The following is a 21,797-nucleotide window of genomic DNA, read 5'->3' as shown; positions in this document are numbered from 1 at the left end:
CAAGCGAGGATGTCCGCCATCCATCCCCTCACGTGGCCCTTCTCACCGTCCGAGAACGCTTTGGCCCTGGCGACCTGATGACGAAGCACCACGATCTCGGCCGTCTTGGCCCGATCACCACGACACCGTCAGCAGGATGCCCGAGACCTCATCATGCTCGAGCCACGAACCCCCAGGTCAACCTTGGCGGCTGAGTTTCCGCACCCTACAGGCGTCACCGTAAACCTCGGCCTGCCCGACCTCGGCCCGGGAGCGGAGGAGGTCGGCCAGCAGCCCGGCGGCGGGCTCGGCGTCACCGACGTTGCCCGCGCTCACCACGGTCGCGGTGATGATCTCACTGTCGGGATCCTCGGCCAGATGCCCCTTGTATCCGTCGAAGGAACGGCGCACCGTCTTATGACCGTGCCGGGCCTGGGGATCGACGGTGGAGATGACCCGGTCCCCGGCGACCTTGCGGGCGATCCGGAAGACCCCGTCCTCCTGGTCTCGGTCCAGGTCCTGGCCGAGCACGGTGGCCAGCAACCACGCGGCCCGAGACACCTCCGGCTCCAGCGTCCGCCCGTCCAGGACGCCCAGCATCGCATACCCGTCCTTGGCGCGTGAATCGACCAAGGCCTCCCGCTCGGCGGCGTCGCTCCAGTCGATGACGGGTTTGCCCGTACCCGTGTAGTCGTCCCCGCTGGAGATCACCGCCCGCAGCCCGGCCCGCAGCACGTGATCGGCCGCCCGCAGCAGAGCGCGGATCGCCGAGCGGATCAGCGTGATGGTGTCCTGGGTGGCCACCGCGTCGTAGATCGGCGCGCTGTCCAGGACCCGCCGCCGTCCCACCAGCCCGGCCCGGCGGGCCACCTCCACCGTCCGCTCGAAGATCCGGTCCGGCCGATCCGAGGCGGCCAGCCGCGCCCGCATGTCCACCAGCACCGTGTGCACGAACCCCGGATGGTCGAAGTCCAGGCCGCCGGCGGCGTACTTCCACCGCACATCGAACGCGAACCGATCCACCGCTTCCCGATCCGACAGCCCTTCCAGGCGTTGCAGCACCATCACCACCGCCACGATCATCGGCGGCACCGACCTGCGGCCGTCAGCGGCGAACAGATCGGCGAACATCTCATCGGGGAACAACGCCCGGCACTCACGGTGCAGCACCGCGTAGATCGAGTTCGGCGCCAGCCGGTCCTCGCAGAAACCCACCGTGGAGGAGAGCAACCCCGGCTGCATCGGAGTCTGGCCCACTGCCATCGCTCGACCTCTCCCCGCTCTCGGCGACCAACAACGATCACCCTGGCATACGGGAAGAGGCCACCGCGAGATCGTCAGAAAAACACCAGTCACCTAGAAGACCAGGTCAAGCGCTCGGCACCGGTTTCTGCACCATGACAGGCTTCCGCAACACCGTTAACAACGACTCCGATCACGCTGCGCAACCATTCACGCGAACCGGAACCGAGCCATCTGCGCCTAAGACCCGGTATGTGGGCGAGCGTGGATTGACGCTACCTGGCGTTGCCTGGACCCGAGCGAGCTACCGCGGCGGCAAGCCGTACAGCCAAACGAGCCGGAGAAGTCCGATCACGAAGAACAGCCCAGGAATAATCCAGGACTTTTGGGACCTCCTCCGGGTCACCACACCACCGAGCAGCAGGACCAGGCCGATGCCTGTGAGGAGAATTCCCACGCCGACCGCATCCCGATCGACCTGGGGGGAATCCGTCCAGTCGTACTCATGGACTCCGATGAAAAAGCTCGTGGAGATCGCCAGCATGCCCCCGAAAACGTAGGCCCAGTAGGTCAGCCGTTCGCGGAGTCGGGCCGCCTGCCGATCCATACTTTCGGCCAGTTCCGAGCTCATCTCAATAACTCCTCTAGCATTTTCTGGTTGCTAATGACCCTGCGTGCGTAACCTTGAGATCGGGAGTTCTTCCAGCCCCCGGGGCCTCCGTTGTACTTTGCTGCGGCCTTGAACGCCGTCTCCTTTGTCCATGGCCCGGCCGCCGGCGATAGCATCCGCAGGTACTTCGCGGCCATAAATATGTTCTGCACGGGATCCATAAGCGAGCTTATGATTTGATTCTTCTTTAATGGCGATAGGTTCTTCGCGTCATAGTCCAGCACTGCGCCTGCCGAAAATTCCGTCCGCGCAGTTCAAGCGGCATGTGAGTACTCGTGAAGGACTCCACCAAGCCGATCTCGTCGGCGTATGGTCAGGTCGGCGATTCGCCCTGAATCGATGATCGGATCCGGGACCGGACGCAGCGGAGCCGCCTGGAGAAGAGCTTGGTGGGCTCGGTGCCGGTTGTAGAACTGTTCGTACTCGCGCAGGGCGTGCCGGAGATGGCGTTCGTTCCAGAGCAAACAGCGGTCGAGAAGCTCGCGGCGGCAGGACTGCACCCACCGTTCCATGATCGCGTTCATCCGCGGCATCCGGATACCGGTAAGCACAGTCCGGATGCCGGCCTCGGCCAGGATCTCATCCATGAGCGCCGGGAACTTCCCATCCCGGTCACGGATCAAAAAGCAGGCCCGGCAACCGGCGTTTTCCAGATCCATCACCAGATTCCTGACGGCCTGGGCAACCCAGTTCCCGGTCGGGTGTGCGGTGGTGCCGAGTACGCGCACGCGTCTGGTGACGTGTTCGATGACGGCCAGGATGTACTGACGCTGCCCATCAAGGGTGACGGTCTCGATAAAGTCGCAGGCCAGCAGGGCCTCGGCTTGGGAGCGCAGGAAGTCGGCCCAGGTGGTGGACGCCCGCTCGGGTGCCGGAACGATGCCCTCCTGTTTGAGGATCTCTCAGACCGTTGACACTGCGACCTTGATGCCGAGCGTGGTGAGCTCTCCGTGTACCCTCCGGTACCCCCAGGAGGGATTCGCCCGGATTAAGCGCAGGACGAGGGCGCGGATGGAACGGACGGTTGGCGGGCGCCCGCGCCGTTTCGGCACGCAGGCACGAGCATGACGCCGCGTCATCAGATCACGGTGCCAGCGCACGACGGTATCCGGCCGGATGAGAAGCCTCAGCCGGCGCAGGACGTCGCGGGGCAACGGTGCCAGGAGGGCGGCGAGGAAGGCTCGGTCCTCGGGCGCGAACCTCGCACTGGCACCGACGCCGAGTTGCCGTTCAAGGATGGTGATCTGGTGACGCAGGGCGAGAATCTCGACGTCCTTGTCCCGATCACCCATCGGCAGCAACCGCAGCGCCGCGAAGGTGTTCGTGACGGCGAGACAGGCCAGGCGAAGGAGCACGACCGGTCATCCTGCCGCACTGCCTCCTCTTCAGGAGTCGAAGCCTGCGTACCAGAGAAGTCCTGCAAGGCCGTGACCTGGACGGATGGAATTAATGGAATTATCGGCAGGCGCAGTGTTTCCAGGGCTTGAGCAAGTCGGCGGCCAGGATCCGGCGGACGGTTGGGGCGGACATCGCCTCGGTGATGCCCCGGCCGACCACTTCGGCGGGCAGGTCGGTGCTGCTCCAGCGGGACAGCGACACTCCGGTCTCGGCCGGCAGCCGGCAGGCCAGCGCCTTGACCTCGGCCCGTTGCACGGGGGTGAAGCGGGGCGGCCGACCGCTGCGGGGCCGGTCCTTGAGCCCGTCGACGCCCTGGTCGGCATAGCGACCACGCCACCGGCGGACGGTATCGAGGTGGACGCGCTGTCGCAGGGCGATACGGGCGTTGGAGTAACCGTGCGCGGCGTCCAGCACGATCCGGATACGGATGACCTGCTGGTAAGGGGCGGTGTGCGAGTGAGCCAGTTTCTTGAGCCGTCGCCGCTCGGCGGCGGTCACGGCGATCTGACGAGCGCGGGGGACGGGCACGCGGAACGCTTTCCATGATCTTCTTCAGGGGTCCACAAGTGTGCTCCTCTGACCACCTTCCGGGTTGTGATCGACACGCCGGACGGCAAGATAGGGCTCGTGCCCGCCATCCCGGAGTCGACCAAGACCTCCCTGGCCCAGCGACTCCGCCAGCACGCCCGCGACCGCTGGCCCCAGCTGGCAGGCGTGCATGTCCGCTACCACGGCCAGTTCGCCTACGTCGAAGGCGAACTGGCCGACGGCCGGCGTCTGCCCCTCATCCGCCTCCGCTACGGCGGATCGGCCTCCATCTGGGGATTCGGCCTCTACCTCGCCAGCAGTGGCAAGTACGAGAACCAGATCCTTCCCACTGGCATGTCCGCCGGCACACCCCAAGAAGCCCTTGATTGCGCCTGCGATCTCTACCTCAGCTACTGACCCCTGAAGGACTTACGGGCGCAACCACTTAGAGAGCTACGACGTGACGATGAAGACCAGCCTGATGGAGTCCGGCACCCGTTCCGTCGCGGGCGGCCCGCACACCTACCAATCGGGCGACCTTATCGAAGAGGTGCTGCCCAAGGGCAAGAAGTGGCAGCAGTGGCCAAGCGAGACGCCGACGTCAAGGGACGCCTACGGGAAACGTGAGGCACTGTATCCATAGCGAGGGGTATCCATGGCTAGGGCGGTGAGACCGCGGCGCGCGAGGTCGTCACCTCACGAGAAGCTCATCTCCGCCAGACCTTTCTCCACCGTCACGTCAGGCGAGTAGCCCAGTCCCCTCCGCGCGGCGGTGATGTCGTAGGAACGGTCACGGCCGGTGAAGCTCACCAGCCAGTTCGTCAGCGGGGGCGCCGTCTTGCGGCGAAGCAGGCGTGCCGTGCGGTCCATCATCGCGGCCATGGGCGCCGCCATCGCCAGAGGGACGCTGCGGCTCTTGGACAGATCCACGCCGCGGGTCGCCAGCAAGGGGGTGAGGAAGTCTCGAATGGGCATCGGCGTGCCGTCCGTCACGTAATACACCCCGCGGTGGCGGCCCCGTGTGAGCGCGAGGATCGCGGCACCGGCCAGGTTTTCAACGTGCACGAAGTCGACGATGTGCTTACCGTGATCGATCCAGGCGAACCGTCCCGCCTCGGCGACCTTGACCATTTCGTTGATCGTCGTCATTCCGCGACCCCAGATGAACGGCGGGCGGAGCACGACCAGCTCGGTGTTCTCGCTGTGGGCTTTCAACAGTGCGCGCTCGGTGGCCAGCTTGACCCGGCTGTAGGCGATGTTCGGCCGGCCATCCGGCGTCGACTCGTCGACGACGGGACGACGTTGACTGCCCGTGGAGACGGACGCAGCGCTGATGAGCACGAAGCGTCGCACCCCGGCCGCGACGCTCGCGGCGTGCAGGGCGACGGTCGGCACATGATTGGCCTGTTCGAAGAGCGAGTCGGGCCCCCAGAACTCCATGTGAGCCGCGACGTGCACGACCGCGTCGGCCTCGCGCACCTTCGCGAGCCAGATCGGCGCCGGGGAACCGGCCCGGCCGAGCTCGGCGAGATCGCCAGGAACGGCATCGGCTCCGGCCGCACGTACCCGCTGAATGCTCGAGCCCGATCTGGCAAGCGCCATGACCTCATGTCCTTCGGCGACGAGGCGATGGACCAGAGCGCCGCCGACGAAACCGCTGCCGCCAGTAACAAAGACCTTCATGCTTGCACTCCTTGTGATTGAGTACGCACTTCTCGTGCGCGCCCGGTTGTCGATGCCGCTCGGCACGCGATCCCGGCCGCCCCTCCCAGATGCATAGCCATCAAATAGTTTGATATCAATGCATCGACGTCTATGTAACCTCCCGTACGATGGGTGCGTCAAGTGGAGGTGGGCGATGCCGCACGCGAGGAAGAGCGTGACCGCAGCACAGGTCGCCGACGAGTTCAGTCGAACGGCGAAGGTGCTCGTACGTCACTTCAACGAGCGTCTGGGCGAGCATGGGGTGTCGACACCGAGGTCGCGCCTGGTGGTGGAGGTGGCACGTTCGCAGCCGGTTCGGCTCACCGAGCTCGCTCTCGCGGTCGGTATCGCCCAGGGGACCGCCTCCACCCTGGTCGACGCGCTCGTCCGTGACGGACTACTCGAACGCCAGACCAGCGCGGACGACCGCCGGTCCGTACTCCTTCGAGTGACGGCGCAAGGGGCCGCACTGGCCCAGGACTGGACGGCCGGCTACGAACTGGCGGCGGAAGAGCTGTTCAGGCCACTCACCCCCGAGCAGCTGTCGACGCTGGTCGACATATTGCGGACCCTCAGCGCCGACGAGGCGTCGCCCACCGCCGGCTGAAGAAGACATCGCCGGCGCGTGGATTGCCGGAGCGCCGCTCGCCACCGATGACCTGCGATCGCGAAGTCGCAGGTTGTCCAGGTCCTCCCTGAACCTCCAGTCATCTCTTCGTTGTTTGCCTATGAGTCGGTCGCGAAGTTTGTCATAGTCCTATCGGCCCCTGTGGGGCTCAATAATGGGATGCGTGACACCGTGACACAATCGGATAGCAATCGATAGCAGGCGGCATTGAGAACTGCGGCTTTTAATCCGTAGGTTCAGGGTTCGAATCCCTGGCGCTCCACCACCTTTACCCCCATTTGACCTGCGAATTCTCCCGGTTTGTGGCCCTCGACGCGGAGCCGAGATCACGAGTGGTTGCTCGCTGGTTGCTCATGGGCACGATGTGGGCGCAACCGGCCGGTTGTGGCAGGTGAATTGTGCGGATTGTCGGTACGGTGTTGGGATCACGAAGCCCGCGACGAGGTTCAGATCACGCCGAACCCATGGAACAGCCAATGAATCTTGGATCCGGCATCGGCGGTGTGAGGTCGCCTGGTCCGCGCACATGCGCCTGGACCTCAACCAGCAACGCGAACTTGCCGAGCATCTCCTCGCCAGGGCATCACCCCAGCCGGTCTGACCCCGCGGACGGTCCGGGATGGTTTCGTCGTAGCGGCCGCAGAGGTATCGGCCCGATCAGGTGCGTTTGCGGGACGGGGGGATATGCGGAATTCTGCCCGGCATGCTCAGACAGGGTGTGACGCTGGTGGTGCTGATATGCATAGCGGGTTGCTCGATATCTTCGGGGCCGGTAGTCACCGCAGAGATACCCCAGGGATTCCTGCTGACTGAGGCCCAGGCGCGGGCCACCCCGCATCCCGAGTTCGCAAACGAGGAGTTCTGGGACATCTACGACGACGTCGCGCGGCCGTTCGAGCTCAATCCCTGCGACCGGAAAACTCCCGCCGATGAGGACCGCGTGGCGATGCGGACTATCACCCGCCTGGACAGCGCCCCCTCCTCCAGCCTTGAGCAACTCGTGCTCTACACGACTCCCAAAGCCGCCGAAGATGCCCTCGCAACACTCAAAGACGACATCACCGACTGCGAGCAGCCCCAGCGCCGCAAGAACAACACCCTCGGCTGGGTAGGAGAACCCGCCGACATCGGAGACGAGTCCCTGCGTGTGAAGGGCTACCACTACACCAACGGAGAAAGCGACGGGCGGCCCGTCGACCAATGGGTGGTCGCCCGGCGCGGAGCCGCGTTGTTCCTCTACAGCAGCAATCCTTTTGAGGAGCTCGAACAACGCCTCACGGATCAAGCCCGCCAGATGGCAGGAAAGGTCTGTGCGATTCCGGATGTGTGCCGATGACCGACCGTCCGATGCAGTCAAACGAGACGAGCCCATGCGACGGTCAAGGCACCATCCCCGCGCCTGCCTCCGCCCACGGCGCTTCTCGGAAAGCCCTGAACACCTAATCCTCCCGCCGTGAGGTCAGTAGCCACGATCAGCGATCTTGTATCCCCCACGCCCCAGCCTCTGCCGACTCCTGTGGGGCTCAGCAATTGGATTCGATGCTTGACCTGCCGGTTCGTGACGGTGTCACAGGCGACCTGGTACTCGTCGAGAAGGCCTCCGAGGATCGCTCTGCGATGGACTCGGTGGTCGGCCAAGTCGGTGGGGTTTGGCGGTCCGGTTTCGGCTTGTGATGGGGGCAGTTGTCCGATGCTGTGGTGAGGCCGGGCCGTGTTGTAGTGCTGCAGGTAGTGGATGAGTGTCCGGCGTAGATGTTGCTCGTTGAGGATGAACGCCGGTCGAGCAACTCGCGGCGTAAGGTGCCGATCAAGGCATGGCCCGCCCTGCGGAGGATCGTGCGCCGGCTCGCCTCGCTCTTGGGTGGGCCGACTCGCATCTTGCCGTTGGCGTGGATGAGTTGCTGGACAACGGTGAGTTCACGTGTCTCCAGGCTGATGTCCACCCACCGCAGCCCGGCAAAATCACCGCGCACAGACCGCGCAGCGCGGCCAGTCACCACAACGGATACAACGCGTCCTCGCGGTACAGGGTCAACCACGACTACAAGCGGGGCGACCTACCTGGCCGCCGCCCACGTCCAGCGCGCCCACGTGATGGGCCGCTGCTCGCCTCAGACCGGGATCCTCCCGTTCACTGAGCTGGTCGACCAGGTCACGACCGCCGGGCCGTACGCCTCGGCACGCCGGGTGTTCCGCATCGTCGGCAAACGGCTCCTCCCACGGAGGCCCGGCCGCCGCCGACCGGCTGGCCAGGCGCTATCCCAACAGGAAGAGTCCAACCTCCAGCCGCCGCATGACCCGCGAGGGATTTACGGACTCGACCACTCAGCTCGACTCGGCCCGGCCGCGCCGCCAGTAGCCCATGAACGCCACCGCCTTCCGGTCCAGCCCGCGCTCCCCGACCAGGTGCCGACGCAGCGTCTTGACCACTGCGGCCTCGCCGGCCAACCACACGTAACAGGCCGCGGGCGGCGCCTCGGGGATCTCCCACAGGATGCCCTCGTCGATGTCGACGTCCTCGATTTGCGTGGGAACGGCCGGGGGGATGAGGCGTCCGGCCGCCGCCCGCACGCCGTCGGTCAGCAGCGAACCGTGCTCGGCGCCGTCGCGCGGGAGCCAGGTGACCCGTACTCCGGCGGGGGCGGTCTCCTTCAGCACGTCGGCTGTCTCCGGGACCTCCATCAGCGCCTCGCCGGTAAGGTGAGCCGGAAGCTGCTCCAGGATGCGCATGATGGCCGGGACCGCCGTCTCGTCGCCGGCCAGCAGCAGGTTCCCGCCCTCGGCGGGCAGCTTGAACTCCAGCCCGCCGTACGGGCCGCCGTGGCGGGCGTCCGGGCCCCACAGCGCGCAGCGATCGTCCTCCTGGACCGTGGACGCCCATGTCGCGGCGGGTCCCAGGTGGCCGTCGTCAGCGTGCATGACCACGTCCACGTCCACTTCCGCCTTCTCGGGACGGACGGCGCGAATCGTGTAGGTCCGGAACGGGTTCTTCTGATCGTCGGGTAGCGCGCGGTAGCGCTCGTACCAGTCGGGGCCGTCGGGGAACAGCAGTGTCCCGTACTCGGGGATCGGGAGGACGAGCTTGATCCGCTGGTCGTAGCCGGGGTCGGCGAAGTGTTCCAGGTCGTCGCCGGTGAAGGTGACGCGGAGGAACGCCGGGCTCAGCCGGTCGACGCGGCGCACCCGCACCTGGAAGACGTGCCACGGGTCGTGCATGTCAGGACTCCTGTCCCGCTCGTGACCGCCACAGCAGCCAGACGAAATACGGTGTGCCGAGCATGGCGGTGACCAGTCCGGCGGGAATCTGGGCGGGGGCGATGACCGTCCGGCCCAGGGTGTCCGAGAGGCTGACCAGCAGCGCGCCCAGTAGGGCGGCGACCGGCAGGATCCGGGCGTGCCGGCCGCCCACGAGGGCGCGGGCGGCGTGCGGGGCGACGAGCCCGACGAATCCGACGACGCCGATCGCCGACACGGCGGTCGCGGTCAGCAGAACCGCGCCCGCCAGGGCGGTGAGACGGGCCGGCTCCATCGGCACCCCCAGGATGCGCGGGGTGTGCTCGTCGAGCGAGAGCAGATCGAGTTCGCGCCGCTGCGCGATCGCCAGGGGCACGACCACGACCAGCGCGATCGCCACCGGGAGCAGTTGCGGCGGCGTGCGACCGTAGGTGGAGCCGGAGAGCCAGGTCAACGCGGTCGCGGTGTCGTACGGGTCGGTCTGCACGATGATCAGCACGGTGAGCGCCGTACCGGCCGAGGCGACCGCGAAGCCCATCAGCACGAGCCGGTCGGAGCTCAGGCCGCCTTTCCAGGCCAGGCCGTAGACCAGGGCGAACGAGACCAGCGCGCCCAGCCCGGCGGCGCCGGTGACGCCCCAGAGCCCGGCCGCCGGGGCGAACGAGATAATCGAGACGGCCCCGACTCCGGCGCCCGAGGTGATGCCGAGTACGCCCGGTTCCGCGAGCGGGTTGCGGCTGACCGCCTGAATGACGGTCCCGGCCACCGCGAGCGCGGCCCCGGCCAGCATGGCCGCCAGGACCCGGGGATAGCGCTGATCGAGCACGAAGGTGATGCCCATGTTGGTACGCCCCTGCAACCACAGCCCCACGTCACCGGTCCGCAGGAAGGTGTCCCCGGCGAGCATGCCGAGCACGAGGGCGGCGATGAGCAGCCCCGTACCGGAGGCGACCAGAACCCAGAAGCCGGTACGGGACCGGTGGGCGGCTGCCCGGATGCCGGGCGGCCGCCGGGCCGGGCCGCCATCGCGGTGCCGCCGGGCGAGATAGATCATCACCCCGGATCCGGCCAGCGCGGTCACCACGCCGGGCGGCACTTCGACGCCCCACTGGCCGCCGAAGAAGGCCCGCAGGAGGACGTCGGAGAGCAGCACGACCAGCACTCCGGCCAGGCCCGACATGGGGATCAGCACCCGGTGGGCGAGCAGCCCGGGCAGCCACCGCCCAGCCAGCCGGACGATCACCGGCGCGCACAGGCCGACGAACCCGACCGGCCCGGCGATCACCACAGCCGCCGTCGCCGTCAGCACCGCCAGCAACGTCACCCAGAACCGCAGGCGCCGCACGTTCACGCCGAGCACGGTCGCGCCGTCGTCGCCGAGTCCGAGCACGTCCAGCCGCGGCCCGAGGACGACCCCGGCGACCAGCCCGAAGGCGATCAACGGCGCGAACTGCGTCACGACCGACAGGTCCTTCTGGGTCAACGACCCGGAACCCCACGCGAACAGGCCAGTGGTCTCCTGCTGGAAAAGAATCATCAGCAGGTTCGTCAGCGCGGTGATCGCCAGCGCCGCCGCCGACCCGGCCAGGATCAGCCGGGTGGTGCCGCCGCGCCCGCCCGCCGACACGGCCATGACCAGCCCGGCCGCCGCAAGCCCGCCGAGGAACGCCAGCCCGCCCGACGGCAGCGCCGGCAGACTCAGCCCGAACGCGGCGGCGCCGACCACCGTCAGGTACGCCCCCGACGAGACTGCCAGGGTGTCGGGTGAGGCCAGCGGATTACGCGAGATCGCCTGGAGCAGCGCCCCGGACGTCCCCAGCGCCAGCCCGACCGCGACTCCGGCGAACAGGCGGGGCAGCCGGGAGGCCAGCAGCACCCGCATGGCCTCCTCGTCGGGGTTGAGCAGGTCGAACGCGCCGATCGAGGAGGTGCCCTGGGTGAGGTGCGCCACCGCGATCGCGACGATGGCCGCGAGTGCGGTCAGAATGACGCCCGCCACCCCGAGACGCGGGGCGGCGCGAGTCACGACGGTCGTGGTCAAGCTGTGTACGCCTTCACGAGCGCGTCGGTGTACTGCCCCAGGGAGAGGGGACCGCCGAACGTCCAGATGCCGTTGGGCAGCTTGGCGACCTGGCCGTTCTTGACGAAGGGCAGGGAGGTCCAGATCGCGTTACCCTTGAGGTCGTCGGCGAAGACGTCGGTGCCGTCGCTGGCGTTGTAGAAGAAGCGAATCTTCTCGTCCTTGAGCGGGGCCAGGCCCTCGACGTCGGTGGTGCCCAGGCCCCAGTCGGGGTCGACCTCGCCTTCCCAGGCGTTGCGCAGGCCGATGGCCTCGGCGGCCTCGGCGACCAGGGCGCCCTTGCCGAACATCCGGATCGACACCGTGCCACCCTCGGACCAGCCGTCGGCCATCGCGAACGGGCTGCCGGCGTGCCCGGCGGCCGCCAGGGCCGACTTGGCGGTGGCAAACCTGGTGTCCATGCCGGCGAGCAGCGCGTCGGCCTGGGCTTCCCTGCCGACGGCGGTCGCGATCATCTTCAGGTCGGAGCGCATGCGGCCCAGGTTGTCGGTGGCCGACGAACCCTTCGGCACCAGCACCGGGACGAACTTCTCCAGCTGTGCCACCAGCGGGCTGTTGGCCGGGGCCTCCATCACGACCAGGTCGGGCTGGAGGGCCACGATCGAGTCGACGCTCGGCTCGCTGCGGGTGCCGACGTCCCTGACCGACGCCTCAAGAGGCGCGGCGGTGACCCAGGTGGCGTATCCCTTCACGTCGGCCGCGCCGACCGGCATCACGCCGAGGCTGACCAGCATCTCGATCTCGCCCCACTCCAGGCCGACCACCCGGGTGGCGGGCCTGGCCAGTTTGACCTCACGGCCGAGAGAGTCGGTGATGGTGATCGCCTGAGCCGCGGGAGCGGAGGTTTGCACCGAGGGGGCCGCGGCGGGCTCGGTCGTGCCGCACGCGCCCAATCCCAGGACGGCGGCGATGAGGAGCGCGGTTCGCAGGGGCTTCATAGAGCAGTCCTTAAACAATGGTTCTTTTCGAATGACGGCCCACCGGACGGGTCCGGATCGTCACGCCGTCGTGGGTGACCTCGACCTGGATCCCGTACGCCTCGGTCAGGAGGGTTTCGGTCAGGACCTCGGCAGGCGAGCCGACGGCCTTGATGCGGCCCTCGTGCAGCAGCACGACCTCGTCGGCGATCTCGGCGGCCTGGTCGAGGTCGTGCAGGACGACGCCGATGGCGACCTTGTGGTGGTCGGCCAGGTCGCGGACCAGGTCGAGCAGTTCGACCTGGTAGCGCAGATCCAGGAACGTCGTGGGCTCGTCGAGCAGCAGCACGCCGGTCTCCTGGGCCAGGCAGGTGGCCAGCCAGACCCGCTGGAGCTCGCCACCGGAAAGCTCGTCGGCCGGGCGGTCGGCCATCGCGGTCGTCCCGGTCAGGTCCATCGCCCGAGCCACCGCCCCCGCGCCTTCGAGATCTCCGGCCCGCCAGCGCCCCCGGTGGGGATGGCGTCCGTACGCCACGACGTCCCGCACCAGCACTCCCGAAGGCGTGGGCCGGGACTGGGAGAGCAGGGTGACCTTTCTGGCGAAGTCGCGCGGGGCGAGATCGAAGGCTGGGGTGTCGTCGCCCAGTCGTACGGAACCGGCAGCGGGCTCGTGCAGCCGGGCCAGCGCGCGCAGCAGGGTCGACTTGCCGCTGCCGTTGGGGCCGACCAGAGCGGTCACCCGGCCGGGGCGCAGCACGATCCCCGCGTCGTGGACGACAGTGCTGCCTTGGTACGCGAGGGACAGGCCGGAGCCGCGCAACGCGAGAGTTTCGGTCACGTGGACTTAGGTTAGGCTAACCTACATCGATGGTCAATATCGGGTAAAACGCCCTGGTTACTAGCTGTATGGGCGAGTGTCCCGGCCCGGCCTCTACGCGGAGTTCACCCGCGCGCGCCCGGGCGCGGAGGGCTGGTCGCTGGCCGACTCCGGGTCGCCGGGCACCAGGTGAAGCCGATGCCCCGCCGATCCCGCACCGCCGATCCCCGCCTGGACCGGCGGCGGGGCCGGCCTCCGGGATCACCTCAGAGTCTCCACCGCGACCTGCTCGTCGCAGATCCGGTCGAGCAGAGCCGACTCGTGGCTGATGACGACCATGCCGAGGCCACGCTCGCGGACGATCTCCAGCAGCCGATGCCAGATCGCCGCCTGCGTGATCGCATCGAACATGGCCGTCATCTCGTCGGCGACGAGATACCGGGTGGCGGGGTGGAGTGCGCGCGCGATGCAGAAGCGCTGGAGCTCGCCGCCCGACAGTTCGCCGGGCCGGCGGTCGGCCCACTCCGGTTTGATGCCGAGCCGATCGAGCGTCTCCGGCGGCACCGCGTGCGACTCGCGGAGCACCGCGCTCATCCGCCACGTGCGGTTGACCGCGCGTTCCGGATGCTGGTGGATCAGCTGGACCGGCCGGAACGCGCGGCGGGGCAGCGGGGCCCCGTCGACGGTGACGCCTCCCAACCGGGGCCGGATGTCACCGGCCAGCAGCGCGCCCAACGTGGACTTACCGGTACCGCTCGGCCCGGTGATCCCGACCACCGAGCCGGCCTCCACCCGGAAGGACGCGTCGTGGAACAACGGCGGCCCACCCGGGTAGGCGAAGCCGAGTCCGTCGATTACGAGTGCCACTCCGTGCCTCCCGGAGAGAACTGGTTCTGTGGTAGCGCACGCCACAGGTCGCGCGCGAAGGGGTGGCGCAGTTCCGCGCCGTCGCCGGTGAAGGCGTCGGCGGTCTCCATGGTCACCAGGCGGCCCTCCCTCATCACCGCCACACGCCGGGCCACCGACACGGCCGCGCGGATGTCATGGGTGATCAACAGCACGGCGACCCCGCTCACCGCGAGTTCGCGGAGGTGGCGGAGTACTTCCTCGACGGCTTCGGCGTGCAGGCCCGGCGTCGGCTCGTCGGCGATGACCAACCGGACGGTGTCCCGGACGCTGGTCGCGAACAGGACCCGTCTGAGCATCCCGCCGGAGAGTTGGTGCGGATAGCGTCCGGCCACGTGGTCCTGCAGGTCGTAGCGGGCGAACAGCCGGCGCCGCACACGCTCCGCGACCGCCGCGTCCAGGCCGATGCGCACCTGGGCGCCGACCGGCATCAGGGGATCGAGGCTCGTCACCGACTGCGGGATGTAGGAGATCTCCCGGCCGAGCACGCGCGTGCGCCGGGCCGGGGTCAGCCGCGATCCCCGGAACAGGATCTCGCCGCCGGTCCGCGCGTTGTGCGGCAGGATGCCGAGGATGGCCTGGGCGAGCAGGGTCTTCCCCGATCCGCTCGCGCCGAGGACCGCCAGGATCTCCCCCTCGGCGACTTCGAGGTCCAGGCCGGTGATACCGGGGACTGTCCGGGTTCGCAGGCCCTTGGCGTACTGGACGAAGCTGACGTCGAGGCCGGAGACGGCCAGGACCGGTTCACTCATCGGGGTCTCATCCATGGGACGTGGCGGGGTCGAGCACGGTCCGGATCCGGTCGCCCAGGCGGGCGATGGCGAGCACGACCAGCAGGAGCGTCAGGCCGGGGAAGACCGCCAGCCACCACATCCCGCTGGAGATGTGCGGCATGCCCTCCGACAGGAGGATGCCGATCGCCGGTGTCTGCGGGGAGAACCCGAATCCGAGGAAGGTGAGCGCGGCCTCGTGCAGGATCACGTGCGGGAACATGAGGACGAACCCCACCAGGAGTTGCGGCAGGATCAGCGGCGTCACGTGCCGCCACGCGATGAACAGGGGAGATCTGCCGAGCCCGCGCGACACGAGCATGAACTCCGCGCTCCTGATCTGCCGCACGTCGGCCCTGACCAGCAACGCCAGCGACATCCAGTGGGTGAGCGCGATGCCCAGGACGATGCCGGGGATCCCGCCGCCGACCACGAAGGCCAGCAGGACCATGAAGATGAGGTGCGGGATGCCGATGGACAGGTCGATGACCCAGGAGACCAGGCCGTCCACCCATCTGCCGAAGAGGGCGGCGCAGATGCCGAGCACCGCCGAGATCACCGTGCTGACGGCCGCGGTGAGCACGCCGATGGCCAGCGAGAGCGAGAGCCCGTGCACCGTTCTGGTGAACATGTCCCGGCCCAGATGGTCGGTCCCGAACAGGTGCCGGAGGGAGGGCGGCGACAACGGCGCACCGGCGCTGGGCCGCATCTGTGCCGGGTCCAGGAGAAGACCCCCGGCGACCACACAGGCCACCACGGCGACCACGACGCCGAGCGAGACCAGCAGGTCCCGGCGTCCGCGCGGCTTGCGATCGGCGGACGTGGTCATGCCCGCCTCCGGACTCTCGGGTCGAGCGCGGCGTTGACGATGTCGGCGATCACGTTCCCGGTGAAGACGAACACCGCGCTGAGCAGCACGATGCCGAGTAGCAGCGGCACGTCCCCGCCGAGCGCGGCCTCGGTCAGGGTCGAGCCGAGCCCCGGATAGGAGAACACCGTCTCGGCCAGCACCGAACCTCCGAAAAGCTCTGAGAAGTACGCGAACTGAAGGGTCACCGCCGGCGCCGCGGAGTTGCGGAAGCCGTGGTTGCGGAGGATCTGACCGGGACTCTCGCCCCTGGCCCGCGCGAAGGCGACGTAGTCGCTGTTCAGGACGTCGGTCATCTTCTCGCGCGTGTGCATGGCGATGTTCGCCACCCCGACGGCCGACAGCGTCAGCGCCGGCAGCACGAAGTGGTGGACGCGCTCGGCGAAGGTGACCTCCGCCGCCGGGACTCCGTACGGCCCCGCCAGCCCCACGGGGAACCAGCCGAGCCAGACGGAGAACACGACCAGGAAGACGATGCCGAGCCAGAACGTGGGGGTCGAGGAGAGCGTGTAGCTGTACCACGACACCGCCCGGTCCGCGAACCGCCCGCGACGGATGGCCGCCAGCACCCCCAGCGCGTAACCGAGGAGCCCGGACAGCAGCCAGGCCACCCCCATGAGCGCCAGCGACGCGCCGAAGCGGGTGGCGATGACGTCGGCCACGGGGATCTTGTAGAGCGTCGAGACGCCGAGGTCCCCCTGGATGATCGAGCCGGCCCAGGCCAGGTATTGCTCCACGGGCGGACGGTCGAGGCCCCAGTGTTCCCGGAGCGCCGCGTACTGTGCGTCGGTGAGGTTGACGTCAGCGCCGACGTAGGCCTGGATCGGGTCGATCGGCGAGTTGTGGACGAGGGTGAAGGCCAGCGCCGACACCCCCGCCAGCAGGGTCGCCAGCCGGAGCAGGCGTAACACGATCAGTTTCGGCATGTCACCGGGTGATCAGCTTGTCCAGTGCCACTGGACGAGGGTGTTGAACAGCGCCCACTCGTGCCCGTGGCCCTGGATCGGCTGCTCGCCGAGGTTCAGCCCGTCACGCACGAAGTAGAGGTGGTCGAGCCGCAGCAGCCAGATGATGGAGGCGTCGCCGTTCTCGCCGGCGAATCCGGTCTGGCCGTCCCACTGCGCCTTCTTCCAGAACTCGTTCGCCTTGTCCTGGGTGGTCGCCGACAGCGCCTGGTCGAGGTAGCCGTCGACCGTGGGATTGGTGTACTGCGGCATGTTGTTGTAGCCGGTGTCGATGACCTTCGACGAGTACATCTCGTAGATCTGGTGCGGGTGGTGGCGGCCGCCGCCCCAGGTCACGGCGTTGGCCTTGCCGTCGAGGTAGATGCCGTCCCAGGTGCTGCCCTTGGTCGTGACGGCGATGCCGAGACCGCGCGCCTGCTCGGCCACCGCCAGCGCGAGGTCGCTGCGGAGCTGGTCGTCCGACGGGTAGAGGAGGGTGAACTCGGCCTTGCGCCCGTCCTTCTCCACGGTGCCGTCGCCGTCCGCGTCGCGCCACCCCGCGTCGGCGAGTACGCGCTTGGCGTCCTCGGTCCGGCCGTCCTCGAACGCGACCTGCTCGTTGAACCAGGGAAGGCCGTCGACGAGGCTGTAGGCGGGCCGGCCGTGGCCCTGGAGCACGATCTGGGCGATCTGGTCACGGTCGAGACCGATGTTGAGGGCCTTCCTGATCGCCGGGTCGGCCGTCACGTCGTTGCCGACGGCGACGTCGTTCGTCCGGATCTTGCCCCTGCCGCCGGCGGGCAGCGTGGGCAGTGTCAGCGCCCGGGAGTCGACGGTCTCGAAGCTCTGCAGGGTCATACCGTTGATGCGCTGGCCGGCGAAGGCCGGCGGGGCGTACGCGATGTCGACGGTCCCGGCGCGGGCGGCGGCGAGCGCCGCGTCCTCGCCCAGGAAGAGGAAGGTAAGCTTGGTGAACTGCGGCTTCTGGCCGTACCAGTTCGGGTTGGCCTCCAGGATGAGCTGCTGCCCCACCTGGTAGTCGGCGACGACGTACGGGCCGGAGCCGATCGGGTTGGCGGAGTAGTCCGTGCCGTAGTGCTTGGCCGGCAGGATCGGGATGTCGGAGAGCTGGCTGACGAAGGTGGAGCGCGGCTCCTTCAGATGGAAGTCGACGTGGGAGCCGTCGCGGGCCTCCATCCGGTCCAGAAAGGTCAGGTCGAAGCGGGTGCCGTCCTTCTTCAGCGTTTCGTAGGTGAAGATGACGTCCTGCGCGGTGACCGGCTCGCCGTTGGACCAGCGGGCGTTGTCGCGGAGGGTGAAGCTCCAGGTCAGGGCGTCGTCGCTGACGGAGTAGTCCGACGCGAGGTCGCCCACGAAGTCGATGTTCTTGTCGACCGCGAGCAGGGAGCTGTGGATGAGCCGGATCTGCGCGGGCCGGGAGCCCCAGCCCTTCAGCGGGTCGAACTCGCCGCCGGCGACGTCACCGACCGCGACGACGAGTTCGGTGCCGCGGTTTCGCGGCTGATCCTGGGACGATGCGTCGTCACCGGACTGCCCCCGCCAGGTCGCCACACCGGCGACAACCGCGACGACCGCGACGGCGGCCACAGCGGCCAGCCAGACGCGGCGGGACTTTTGGGGGGAGATTTCCTCATCTTGCGGCAAGGTGCACCTATGTTCCTGAACGTACCAAAAGGGGTTGTTTGTGAACATGGTAATGGTAATGATTTTCAAACCCAACACAGGGCTCCGCGAACAGCGCGGTGGCGGACAACAGCTGTCGAAGACGATCGCGAACCCCGAGCCTGCCGAAAATCCCATCCGTGCAGTTCAAGCGGCATGTAAGTACCCGTGGAGGAGTCCGCCGAGCCGGTCTCGACGGTGTACGGCCGAGCTCGCGATTCGCTCTGGATCAATGATCGGATCCGGGACGGGAAGCAGCGGGGCGGCCTGGGCGTGAGCTTGATGGGCTCAGTGCCGGTTGTAGAAGCGTTCCTACTCGCGCAGGGCGTGCCGCAGGTGGCGCTGGAACGCCGCTCCGAAGCCGCCGACAGAGCCGAGCGTATCCTGAGCATCGCCGCCGGCATGCGATCCCATCTGGGTCAGGACCGGCTCTCCGTTGAAGACCTGTACGACCCGGAAACCGGCCTTCCCGCGTGATCATCGATTCCAGCGCCATCATCGCTGTCATCAATGGTGAGCCCGAGGCGAGCCCATTCGCCCACGCCATCGCCGCCGCCGTGTGTCGCATCTCGGCTGTCAACTACGTCGAAGCGGCCATCGTGGCGGACAACCGTGGTGAGGCCATGCGCAACGCCTTCGACACACTCGTTGACGAGATGGGCCTCATCATCGAACCGGTAACACCCAATCAAGCCAGGATTGCGCTGGGCGTACCCCGCCGCCCCTGAAGCGGCTGGGCGGAGAGTCAAGGGTCGCCCAAGCCGTCACGGCGGCGTCGAGGCTTCTCCACAGCGGCTCCGTTCTGATCTCTTCTATGGAATGGACCGCTCGTGATCGCCTCGGCGGACACCTTGCGCAGCGCGGAGATCAGTGCGGGTTCCGGCGATGTCCACACTCCCCAGGAGCGGAGCGCTGCGCCGCAAGGACGGCCCGGTACACCGCGAGCGTCTCATCGGCGGCGCGGGCCCAGCTCAGCCGGTCCCGGACGAACCGCTCCCCGCGCTCGGCGAGCGCGCCGCGCGCCGCCGGATCGGCCATGAGCTCGATCACGGTACGGGCGATGTCATCGGAATCGGACCCGCGTATGAACCGGACGGCGGGCCTGGCCGGGTCGCCGAGGAAGATCCGGGAGAACCCGTGGCCGAGGATCGTCGGCCGGGCCATGGCCATCGCCTCGGTCGCCACCAGGCCGAACGGCTCGAACAGCGAGGGGAAGACGCAGATGTCGGCCATCTCGTAGTACCGCAGCAGCGCAGGGCGCTCGACCCACCCGCCGGAGGTGCGCACCCGCCCGGCCAGCCCCGTGTCGGCCACGATCCGCCGGACGCCGGCCTCGTCACCCTCGCCCACGATCACCAGCGTCGTCCCGGGAACCGCATCGACGATCGTCCGCATCGCTTCCAGCAGTTCGTAGACGCCCTTCTGCCGTTCTATCCGGCCAACGAACAGCAGCACCGGGTCTGCGGCCGCGATGCCGAGCCGGGCCCGCAGGTCAGCGGCATCGGCGCGGAGTTCGTCCCGGTCCAGGCCGCCCTCGGCCGGCAGCCGCTCGAACGTGCCGCCCAGGCACACCACCTCGATCGTCTGCCGGTCCCAGCCTGCGGCGGCGAGCCGGTCCCGTACCTCCGGGGTGCAAACCACGACGCGCTGGGCGATCCGGGCCAGCCACCGTTCGATGACGGGGAACGGGCTCAGCCCACTGAGCGCACCGCGCGGCCGGTCGACGCCGTACTCGGTGGTGTGCAGGTGGAGGACGACCGGCAGTCGCAGCAGGTAGTGGCAGAGCAGCCCGGCCAGGAAGTTCGTCGAGTCGTGTACGGCGACCAGGTCGGGCCGCCCGTCCCGCCCGGCGGACCACAGCCGCAGAACGTATCGCCAATTGCTCGTCACGACGTTCAGCACGAGCAGGACGAAGTCGACCCTGCGGGTGCGGTTGAGCCGTCGGCGGCGACTGATCCCGCCCAGCACCCGGCCGAGCGGCCGGTACACGGTGACGCCGCCGGTCTCCTCGTGCACGGGCAGACGACCGTCGTTGAGCGTGAACACGCTCAACCGGAGCGGACCGGCCATCAGAGGAATGATCCTCTCGACGTAGCGGCCAAGTCCGGCGGTGATGTTCGGCGGGAACTGGTTGACGATATGGGCGATCTTCATCATGGGATCTCCCGGGTACGCGTGCCGCCCGCCACCGGCTCCGGCCGATAGGCCCGAGTGGAGACGACCACCACGACGGCGACGAGGACGAGGTTGGACAGTGCGAACGCCACCAGCCCGCCGATCAGGCCCTGCCAGGCGATCAGCACCGCCTGGCAGGCGAGTACCACGGGGGTCGCGACCAACTCGGCGACGATGAGCACCTTGGCGCCCCGTACTCCGCCCATCAACAGCGCGGCCGAGTAGAGGTTGAAGACGGTGTGCACACCGATCCCCAGGGCCGACAGCGACATCAGGCCGAACGAGTACGGGTATTCGCCGCGGAGCAGCAGGAAGAACAGCATGCTCGCCGTGAACGAGAAGCCCGCTGTGGCCAGGAAGACCGCCGGGGACAGCCGCCCGATCCGCCGCAGTGCCGTGCCTCTGTCCATGATCGCCAGCATGGGCATCAGCACCAGGCCGATGCCGTCGGCGAACACCACGCCGAGCAGTCGCTTGGGGAAGTTGTTGTAGAGGGAGTACACCCCGATGTCGGACTGGACGGCCCAGTGGTTGAGGAAGATCAAATCGACTCCGAACAGCAACGAGCCGAGGACGGCGAGAACGGTCAGGTACCCCCCGTGCCGGTACAGCGAGCGGATCAAAGCGGGCGACCAGAGCCGTGGGACGACCCGGTAGCCGACCGCGGACACGACAGCGAAGAGCACGTTCGTGCCGATCAAGGCCAGCAGGTAGAACTCGATGTCCCTAATCCCGAGAACGAGCAGGCAGTAGGCCGACACGCCCAGGTACACGACGGCGACCGCGATCTTCAGCCTGGCGGTCAGCGCGTACTTCTCCAGACCGCGCAGGAAGCTATCGGTGAGCTGGTTCACCGTCATCGACAGGGCGAGAGCCAGCGCGAAGCAGAGCGTGCGCAGATCGACGCCCAGCAGCGCGGTCAGCACCGGGGCGGCCAGCAGACCGGCGACGGCCACGCCCGCCCCCAGCACCAGCGTGGACAGCAGCGCCGTCGTCACCAGAGCCGGACGGTCCCGCGGCTCGCTCCGCGGCAACTCCTGGTACATGACGAAGTGCAGGCTCATCAGCATGCCGACGGTGACGATCAACGCGATCGACAGGACCAGGGTGAACCGGCCGAACTCGGCGGCGCTGACCCCCCAGGCCACCACTAGCGTGGTCGTCGCCGACACGCCGCTGGCGACGGCGTTCACCACTGTCGGCCCCACGACCCAGCCGTGTGCGGCGCGCAACCCCGCGACCCGTCCCCTTACC

General features: G+C 68.1%; 24 protein-coding genes. 6 read left to right on the top strand and 18 right to left on the bottom strand.

Annotated features, from left to right (window positions below; translation table 11 throughout):
- Positions 1-177: 177 nt before the first annotated feature.
- The 6 genes from Aph01nite_RS14375 to Aph01nite_RS14350 all read right to left on the bottom strand — a co-directional run bounded on the left by Aph01nite_RS14375 (position 178) and on the right by Aph01nite_RS14350 (position 3,787).
- Positions 178-1,242 carry a transposase gene (locus tag Aph01nite_RS14375; RefSeq protein WP_204041362.1) on the bottom strand — a complete coding sequence of 355 codons (1,065 nt, stop codon included), beginning with the start codon at positions 1,240-1,242 and terminating at the stop codon, positions 178-180.
- Positions 1,243-1,525: 283 nt separating this feature from the next.
- A complete protein-coding gene (locus Aph01nite_RS14370; RefSeq protein WP_204041361.1) occupies positions 1,526-1,852 on the bottom strand; it encodes a hypothetical protein in 327 nt (108 codons plus the stop codon).
- On the bottom strand, positions 1,849-2,115 hold the full coding sequence (locus Aph01nite_RS42610; protein WP_204041360.1) for a transglycosylase SLT domain-containing protein: 267 nt from the start codon (positions 2,113-2,115) through the stop codon (positions 1,849-1,851). The genes Aph01nite_RS14370 and Aph01nite_RS42610 overlap by 4 nt, the downstream gene beginning before the upstream one ends.
- A 30-nt stretch (positions 2,116-2,145) precedes the next feature.
- Positions 2,146-2,403 carry an ATP-binding protein gene (locus tag Aph01nite_RS42605; RefSeq protein ID WP_373872296.1) on the bottom strand — a complete coding sequence of 86 codons (258 nt, stop codon included), beginning with the start codon at positions 2,401-2,403 and terminating at the stop codon, positions 2,146-2,148.
- 390 nt (positions 2,404-2,793) lie between these two features.
- Positions 2,794-3,246, bottom strand: a complete 453-nt coding sequence (locus Aph01nite_RS14355; RefSeq protein ID WP_204041358.1) for a helix-turn-helix domain-containing protein — start codon at positions 3,244-3,246, stop codon at positions 2,794-2,796.
- A gap of 100 nt (positions 3,247-3,346) precedes the next feature.
- Complete coding sequence (locus Aph01nite_RS14350; protein ID WP_204041357.1) at positions 3,347-3,787, bottom strand: helix-turn-helix domain-containing protein; 441 nt, start codon at positions 3,785-3,787, stop codon at positions 3,347-3,349.
- A 96-nt stretch (positions 3,788-3,883) separates the two neighbouring features.
- On the opposite strand from Aph01nite_RS14350, the gene Aph01nite_RS14345 reads away from it, so the two are divergent.
- Together Aph01nite_RS14345 and Aph01nite_RS14340 are read left to right on the top strand one after the other, a co-directional pair.
- Positions 3,884-4,234: a hypothetical protein gene (locus Aph01nite_RS14345; protein ID WP_239161681.1), complete on the top strand. Its 351-nt coding sequence runs from the start codon at positions 3,884-3,886 to the stop codon at positions 4,232-4,234.
- A gap of 49 nt (positions 4,235-4,283) precedes the next feature.
- Positions 4,284-4,460, top strand: coding sequence for a hypothetical protein (locus Aph01nite_RS14340; RefSeq protein ID WP_204041356.1), 177 nt, complete (start codon positions 4,284-4,286; stop codon positions 4,458-4,460).
- 53 nt (positions 4,461-4,513) lie between these two features.
- On the opposite strand, the gene Aph01nite_RS14335 is transcribed toward Aph01nite_RS14340, so the two are convergent.
- A complete protein-coding gene (locus Aph01nite_RS14335; RefSeq protein WP_204041355.1) occupies positions 4,514-5,500 on the bottom strand; it encodes an NAD-dependent epimerase/dehydratase family protein in 987 nt (328 codons plus the stop codon).
- A 196-nt stretch (positions 5,501-5,696) separates the two neighbouring features.
- Between Aph01nite_RS14335 and Aph01nite_RS14330 the strand changes: the two genes are divergently transcribed.
- Both Aph01nite_RS14330 and Aph01nite_RS14325 read left to right on the top strand, forming a co-directional pair.
- A complete protein-coding gene (locus Aph01nite_RS14330) occupies positions 5,697-6,128 on the top strand; it encodes a MarR family winged helix-turn-helix transcriptional regulator (RefSeq protein ID WP_239161680.1) in 432 nt (143 codons plus the stop codon).
- Positions 6,129-6,852: 724 nt separating this feature from the next.
- Positions 6,853-7,485, top strand: a complete 633-nt coding sequence (locus tag Aph01nite_RS14325) for a hypothetical protein (RefSeq protein WP_204041353.1) — start codon at positions 6,853-6,855, stop codon at positions 7,483-7,485.
- Between the two features lie 989 nt (positions 7,486-8,474).
- On the opposite strand, the gene Aph01nite_RS14320 is transcribed toward Aph01nite_RS14325, so the two are convergent.
- The 9 genes from Aph01nite_RS14320 to Aph01nite_RS14280 all read right to left on the bottom strand — a co-directional run bounded on the left by Aph01nite_RS14320 (position 8,475) and on the right by Aph01nite_RS14280 (position 18,350).
- Positions 8,475-9,365, bottom strand: coding sequence for a siderophore-interacting protein (locus tag Aph01nite_RS14320; RefSeq protein ID WP_204041352.1), 891 nt, complete (start codon positions 9,363-9,365; stop codon positions 8,475-8,477).
- 1 nt (position 9,366) lies between these two features.
- Positions 9,367-11,424 carry an iron ABC transporter permease gene (locus Aph01nite_RS14315; protein ID WP_204041351.1) on the bottom strand — a complete coding sequence of 686 codons (2,058 nt, stop codon included), beginning with the start codon at positions 11,422-11,424 and terminating at the stop codon, positions 9,367-9,369.
- The gene (locus Aph01nite_RS14310) at positions 11,421-12,401 is read right to left on the bottom strand and encodes an ABC transporter substrate-binding protein (protein WP_204041350.1); all 981 of its coding nucleotides are present in this window, start codon (positions 12,399-12,401) and stop codon (positions 11,421-11,423) included. Before Aph01nite_RS14310 ends, Aph01nite_RS14315 begins: the two co-directional genes overlap by 4 nt.
- A gap of 10 nt (positions 12,402-12,411) precedes the next feature.
- Positions 12,412-13,218, bottom strand: coding sequence for an ABC transporter ATP-binding protein (locus Aph01nite_RS14305; protein ID WP_204041349.1), 807 nt, complete (start codon positions 13,216-13,218; stop codon positions 12,412-12,414).
- A 240-nt stretch (positions 13,219-13,458) separates the two neighbouring features.
- Positions 13,459-14,064 (bottom strand): ABC transporter ATP-binding protein, encoded by a 606-nt coding sequence (locus Aph01nite_RS14300; protein ID WP_204041348.1) that lies wholly within the window; start codon positions 14,062-14,064, stop codon positions 13,459-13,461.
- Positions 14,052-14,855 carry an ATP-binding cassette domain-containing protein gene (locus Aph01nite_RS14295; RefSeq protein ID WP_204041347.1) on the bottom strand — a complete coding sequence of 268 codons (804 nt, stop codon included), beginning with the start codon at positions 14,853-14,855 and terminating at the stop codon, positions 14,052-14,054. The genes Aph01nite_RS14300 and Aph01nite_RS14295 overlap by 13 nt, the downstream gene beginning before the upstream one ends.
- Positions 14,856-14,862: 7 nt before the next feature.
- Positions 14,863-15,702, bottom strand: coding sequence for an ABC transporter permease (locus tag Aph01nite_RS14290; protein ID WP_204041346.1), 840 nt, complete (start codon positions 15,700-15,702; stop codon positions 14,863-14,865).
- Positions 15,699-16,667 carry an ABC transporter permease gene (locus Aph01nite_RS14285; protein ID WP_204041345.1) on the bottom strand — a complete coding sequence of 323 codons (969 nt, stop codon included), beginning with the start codon at positions 16,665-16,667 and terminating at the stop codon, positions 15,699-15,701. The genes Aph01nite_RS14290 and Aph01nite_RS14285 overlap by 4 nt, the downstream gene beginning before the upstream one ends.
- 12 nt (positions 16,668-16,679) lie before the next feature.
- On the bottom strand, positions 16,680-18,350 hold the full coding sequence (locus tag Aph01nite_RS14280; protein ID WP_204041344.1) for an ABC transporter substrate-binding protein: 1,671 nt from the start codon (positions 18,348-18,350) through the stop codon (positions 16,680-16,682).
- Positions 18,351-18,536: 186 nt separating this feature from the next.
- On the opposite strand from Aph01nite_RS14280, the gene Aph01nite_RS14275 reads away from it, so the two are divergent.
- Together Aph01nite_RS14275 and Aph01nite_RS14270 are read left to right on the top strand one after the other, a co-directional pair.
- Positions 18,537-18,845 carry a hypothetical protein gene (locus tag Aph01nite_RS14275; protein ID WP_204041343.1) on the top strand — a complete coding sequence of 103 codons (309 nt, stop codon included), beginning with the start codon at positions 18,537-18,539 and terminating at the stop codon, positions 18,843-18,845.
- Positions 18,842-19,096, top strand: coding sequence for a type II toxin-antitoxin system VapC family toxin (locus tag Aph01nite_RS14270; RefSeq protein WP_239161679.1), 255 nt, complete (start codon positions 18,842-18,844; stop codon positions 19,094-19,096). Before Aph01nite_RS14275 ends, Aph01nite_RS14270 begins: the two co-directional genes overlap by 4 nt.
- A gap of 139 nt (positions 19,097-19,235) precedes the next feature.
- On the opposite strand, the gene Aph01nite_RS14265 is transcribed toward Aph01nite_RS14270, so the two are convergent.
- Together Aph01nite_RS14265 and Aph01nite_RS14260 are read right to left on the bottom strand one after the other, a co-directional pair.
- Positions 19,236-20,522 (bottom strand): glycosyltransferase family 4 protein, encoded by a 1,287-nt coding sequence (locus Aph01nite_RS14265; protein WP_204041342.1) that lies wholly within the window; start codon positions 20,520-20,522, stop codon positions 19,236-19,238.
- Positions 20,522-21,736, bottom strand: a complete 1,215-nt coding sequence (locus Aph01nite_RS14260; RefSeq protein WP_239161678.1) for a lipopolysaccharide biosynthesis protein — start codon at positions 21,734-21,736, stop codon at positions 20,522-20,524. The genes Aph01nite_RS14265 and Aph01nite_RS14260 overlap by 1 nt, the downstream gene beginning before the upstream one ends.
- Positions 21,737-21,797: the final 61 nt, after the last annotated feature.

Origin of the sequence: Acrocarpospora phusangensis, from assembly GCF_016862995.1 — a bacterium.
GTDB classification, from domain to species: domain Bacteria; phylum Actinomycetota; class Actinomycetes; order Streptosporangiales; family Streptosporangiaceae; genus Acrocarpospora; species Acrocarpospora phusangensis.
This window is presented reverse-complemented; position numbering and strand designations above follow the sequence as displayed.

Coding starts and splice junctions, on each gene's coding strand:
- Aph01nite_RS14375 (WP_204041362.1), bottom strand. CDS start 1,242: ATGGCAGTGGGCCAGACTCCGATGCAGCCGGGGTTGCTCTCCTCCACG.
- Aph01nite_RS14370 (WP_204041361.1), bottom strand. CDS start 1,852: ATGAGCTCGGAACTGGCCGAAAGTATGGATCGGCAGGCGGCCCGACTC.
- Aph01nite_RS42605 (WP_373872296.1), bottom strand. CDS start 2,403: ATGGAACGGTGGGTGCAGTCCTGCCGCCGCGAGCTTCTCGACCGCTGT.
- Aph01nite_RS14340 (WP_204041356.1), top strand. CDS start 4,284: ATGAAGACCAGCCTGATGGAGTCCGGCACCCGTTCCGTCGCGGGCGGC.
- Aph01nite_RS14335 (WP_204041355.1), bottom strand. CDS start 5,500: ATGAAGGTCTTTGTTACTGGCGGCAGCGGTTTCGTCGGCGGCGCTCTG.
- Aph01nite_RS14325 (WP_204041353.1), top strand. CDS start 6,853: ATGCTCAGACAGGGTGTGACGCTGGTGGTGCTGATATGCATAGCGGGT.
- Aph01nite_RS14320 (WP_204041352.1), bottom strand. CDS start 9,365: ATGCACGACCCGTGGCACGTCTTCCAGGTGCGGGTGCGCCGCGTCGAC.
- Aph01nite_RS14310 (WP_204041350.1), bottom strand. CDS start 12,401: ATGAAGCCCCTGCGAACCGCGCTCCTCATCGCCGCCGTCCTGGGATTG.
- Aph01nite_RS14295 (WP_204041347.1), bottom strand. CDS start 14,855: ATGAGTGAACCGGTCCTGGCCGTCTCCGGCCTCGACGTCAGCTTCGTC.
- Aph01nite_RS14290 (WP_204041346.1), bottom strand. CDS start 15,702: ATGACCACGTCCGCCGATCGCAAGCCGCGCGGACGCCGGGACCTGCTG.
- Aph01nite_RS14285 (WP_204041345.1), bottom strand. CDS start 16,667: ATGCCGAAACTGATCGTGTTACGCCTGCTCCGGCTGGCGACCCTGCTG.
- Aph01nite_RS14265 (WP_204041342.1), bottom strand. CDS start 20,522: ATGAAGATCGCCCATATCGTCAACCAGTTCCCGCCGAACATCACCGCC.